This is a genomic window from Ornithinimicrobium sp., assembly GCF_035267225.1.
Classification (GTDB): domain Bacteria; phylum Actinomycetota; class Actinomycetes; order Actinomycetales; family Dermatophilaceae; genus Ornithinicoccus.
In genome coordinates, this window is record NZ_DATFMA010000093.1 from 1 (window position 1) to 3,801 (window position 3,801).

A 3,801-nucleotide genomic window follows, 5' to 3' on the forward strand; every position below is an offset into this window, starting at 1 on the left:
ATCGCTGTACGGACCTGATCCTCCAAAGCCGAGTTGCCCACACCGAGAACGGCCAGGTCGGGCACCTCTGGCAGGTCGCGTAGGGACGAGTAGCACGGATAGCCCTCAACCTCGTCGTATCGAGGGTTCACCGGATAGACGCGACCGGGAAAGCGCGAGGCCTGCAGCTCCAGCACCATGTCGTTGCCGGCGACGTTCGGGACAGTCGAAGCGCCGAGCAAGGCCACCGACGTGGGCGCCAGGAGCCGACTCAACCGGTGACTGCCTCCGGCCAGTTCAGGCATCAGGGTCGCCGTAGGGCAGAGTCCTCTGCCGCATCCGCCGTTGGCTGCTCACCGATCAACAGTGACATAGCGCGACCAACCGCGCCTGGCGGGGTAGACGAGGCCCGCGCACAGTGCTCACCCGCGCGGTGTGGGCCGCGTGTGGGCGGTCGTCCTCACGACTCTCGTGTGGGGTACGGCGGGCGTCACGAGCTCGTCTGGCTCCTCCTGACGCCCGCCGTGGCTGTGGGTCCCCTAGACGCCGACCGTCGCTCGCGACGGGCGCCAACCCAGGTCGGGAGCCACGTGGGTCACCAGGCTCTCCATGAGGTGAGCGTTGTAGTCGACCCCGAGCTGGTTGGGAACGGTGATCAGCAGGGTGTCCGCCGCGGCCACCGCTTCGTCGTCGGCGAGCTCGGCGATGAGCCGGTCCGGCTCCCCGGCGTAGGTCTTGCCGAACCGCGCCATGCCACCGTCGAGGAAGCCCACCTGGTCCGACCCGCCCTGCTGGGTGCCGAAAAGCCGCCGGTCCATCTCGTTGACGATGGGGAAGATGCTGCGACTCACGGAGACTCGCGGGGTGCGAGCGTGGCCGGCTGCCGCCCAGGCGTCCCGGAAGATCTGGATCTGTTCCGCCTGCAGCTGATGGAACGGAACACCCGTGTCCTCGGTCAGCAAGGTCGAGCTCATGAGGTTCATCCCCTGCTCACCGGTCCACCGGGCGGTGGCACGCGTGCCCGCGCCCCACCAGATCCGCTCGCGCAGGCCGGGAGAGTGTGGCTCGACCCGCAGCAGCCCAGGAGGGTTGGGGAACATCGGCCGCGGGTTCGGCTCGGCGAAGCCTTCTCCGCTCAGCACCTGCAACAAGCGCGCGGTATGCCGGCGAGCCATGTCGGCGTCGCTCTCCCCGTCCGCGGGGTGGTTGTCGAAGTACCGGAACCCGTCGATGACCTGCTCGGGCGAGCCACGGCTGATGCCGAGCTGCAGCCGTCCACCGGAGATGAGGTCAGCTGCCCCGGCGTCCTCCGCCATGTGGAGCGGGTTCTCGTAGCGCATGTCGATCACACCCGTGCCGATCTCGATGCGGGATGTCCGCGCTGCTACAGCAGCCAGCAACGGGTAGGGCGACGCGAGCTGACGCGCGAAGTGATGCACACGGTAATAGGCGCCGTCGGCACCCAGCTCCTCAGCGGCGACCGCGAGGTCGATGGACTGCGTGAGCACGTCCGCCGCGGACCTGGTCTGCGAGTACGGCGAGTCGCTCCAGTGACCGAAAGACAGAAATCCGATGTTCTTCACATGTAGTTGAACGCTCACTGACCTAACCGGCATTCCGTGAGAGCTCCAGCATGCGGCGAAGTGCGGGGTTGTCGATCTGGGTGGACATCAAGGTCGCGGCATCATGGGCTCCCTCCTGGCCGAGCTGGCCGGCGTAGGCCAGAGAACGCACCACGAACTCCTGCATGCCCGCCCGCGAAGCGACCCGGTGAAGCTCCTCCACCCACTGTGCGGCATGCGGATGGTCGTGGCGGACTCCGAGGCGGCTCAGAGCCTCGAGGATGGAGGCCTCCATCCACACGTAGGCGTCGGACAGTCTCGTGCAGCGATGACGCGCTTCGGCCAGAAGCCTGAAGGCGTCCTCGGTCTGCCCTGTCGCCTCGGCGAGCAGGCCGAGTCCTCGGCCGGCCGCGCCTTCATAGCAAGGATCTGACAGCTGGCAGGCTCGAGCGAAGGCCTGTCGGAGCCGAGCCTGGGCCCAGGCCGTCTCGCCTCTGGTCAGTTCGACCTCCCCCCGCAGGGCCTGCGGCCACGGGAGGAAGGCCAGCCAGTGATCGCGTTCGGCCAGGGCGATGGACTCGTCGAGACATGCTTCCGCGGTGCCCAGGTCTCCCCGCACCAGAGCGATGCGGCCCGCGAGGGACAACGCGAAGGCCTCGGCTCGGGGTTGTCGAGCCTCTTGCGACAAGGCGATGGCTCGCTCGACCAAGATCGTGGCGGAAGGGTAGTCACCTCTGTCGCTGGCGACGCCGCCCAGGTACATCGTGGCCTTGCCGTTCAGTGCCGCCGAGTCACCCGCGCACCGTAGTGAGCTCTCCAGCCAGTGCACTGCCCGGGAGTAGCGACCTCGGAGGAAGTCGACATATCCCAGCTCGGCCCTGGCCTGCGACATCGACGCGCGATCGGACCCGCGGGCCGCGATCTCATCCGCTTCGTACAGCATCTCGAGGCCGGCCTCGTCGAGTCCACCCGTCGCGTGAATGAGTGCCTCGGCCAACACGAGACGGGCCCGAATGCGCAACTGCTCGGGCCCGCTGCTGTCAGACAGCGCCACCGCTTCACGCAGCGACTGGATGCCGGCGCTGGCCGACCCCGCAGCCGTGGCGGCGGAGCCGGCTTCGACCATCGCAGCCACCGCGTCGGGGTCGACGTGCCCCTCCCGCGCTGGTGAGACACGCATGGCCGCCTGCACGGCGGGCCCCGGGGCGCTTCCCAGCTCGGTCGCGAACAGCTCGGTGCAGCGCCTGAGCTGCTCGTCGGCCGCCGCGTGGTCTCCGGCCAGTCGGTACAGGCGGATCAACAGAGCATGATGGCTCTCCTCCAGAGGGTTCATGGATGCGGCACGGGCGGCATACTCCAGTCCCTGGTGCAGGCGCCCTCGTGACAGCGACCCGAGCGCCGCCTCGTGCAGGACCGCCTCGGAGGCGGCTTGGACCCTGCGCTGCTCCGACAGCAGCCACGGCTCGAAGGCCGGCGCTCGCTGGATCGACATCCCTTCGAGCAGCTCAGCGCCCAGGCCCGGTAGGTCCACGGCTTCCTGCCACGGGGCCTCGGTCACGACGGCGACATCCACTGTCGTCCCGGGGGCCAGCTGGACTCGCAGCGGGTCTCCGCCGATGGTCGCGGCGCCGTCGAGCCCACGACGGATCTCGGCGAGAGTCCAGCGCAGCGCCCGGAGCGGGTCGTTCGCATCGGCGAACAGCAGCGAGGACACGTGCGCTCGACTCGGCGGGTGACGCGTGAGGAGGAGATAGGTCAGCAGCGCCCAGCTCTTCCGGCCACGGAGCGCCCGCCCGGCACCGCCGGGCTGCGTCAGTGTGGGCCGTCCGAGCAGATGAACGGTCAAACCCCGCATTCACCGACTGTACTCAGGGCTGGCCACCACCGTCAGGTCAGCGGCACCGCTCAGGTGTGCTCACTGACCTCATAGATCTCCTGGGCGACCAGGCCGTGGGCCTCGCGGTGTACTGCCGCGGCGGCTTCGGCGTCGGGGGCCTGCACCAGACAGAAGATTCTTCCGGCCTCCTCGTTGACCCACCCGCGCAGGTAGGTCACACCGTAAGAATCCTGGGTCGCGAGGTCGGCCTGGTGGGCGGTGTCGACGTCGGCGCTGGACACGCCGCCGTCGACGTGATGAACATCCATGAAGAGTGGCATGGGAGTCAGCCTTTGTCCGAGGGCCTGACGCTTCTCGTCGGGCCTGTGCCCACAGCACACCGCCCCTGCGTGTGACGCCGCGTGTGACTCCTCGTGTGATTCT

The 3,801-nt window shown here is 68.6% G+C and carries 4 protein-coding genes; all 4 read right to left on the reverse strand.

Annotated features, from left to right (window positions below):
- On the reverse strand, positions 1-284 hold a 284-nt coding region (locus VJ976_RS08905; RefSeq protein WP_324099852.1), incomplete at its 3' end, for a CoA-binding protein.
- Positions 285-518: 234 nt separating this feature from the next.
- Complete coding sequence (locus VJ976_RS08910; RefSeq protein ID WP_324099853.1) at positions 519-1,562, reverse strand: LLM class flavin-dependent oxidoreductase; 1,044 nt, start codon at positions 1,560-1,562, stop codon at positions 519-521.
- A gap of 22 nt (positions 1,563-1,584) precedes the next feature.
- A complete protein-coding gene (locus VJ976_RS08915; protein WP_324099854.1) occupies positions 1,585-3,396 on the reverse strand; it encodes an AfsR/SARP family transcriptional regulator in 1,812 nt (603 codons plus the stop codon).
- Between the two features lie 50 nt (positions 3,397-3,446).
- Positions 3,447-3,698 carry a DUF4242 domain-containing protein gene (locus VJ976_RS08920; RefSeq protein ID WP_324099855.1) on the reverse strand — a complete coding sequence of 84 codons (252 nt, stop codon included), beginning with the start codon at positions 3,696-3,698 and terminating at the stop codon, positions 3,447-3,449.
- Positions 3,699-3,801 lie beyond the last annotated feature (103 nt).

Bases quoted from the DNA above. Each gene is read 5' to 3' on its own strand.
- VJ976_RS08915 (WP_324099854.1), bottom strand. From the start codon at position 3,396: ATGCGGGGTTTGACCGTTCATCTGCTCGGACGGCCCACACTGACGCAG.
- VJ976_RS08920 (WP_324099855.1), bottom strand. From the start codon at position 3,698: ATGCCACTCTTCATGGATGTTCATCACGTCGACGGCGGCGTGTCCAGC.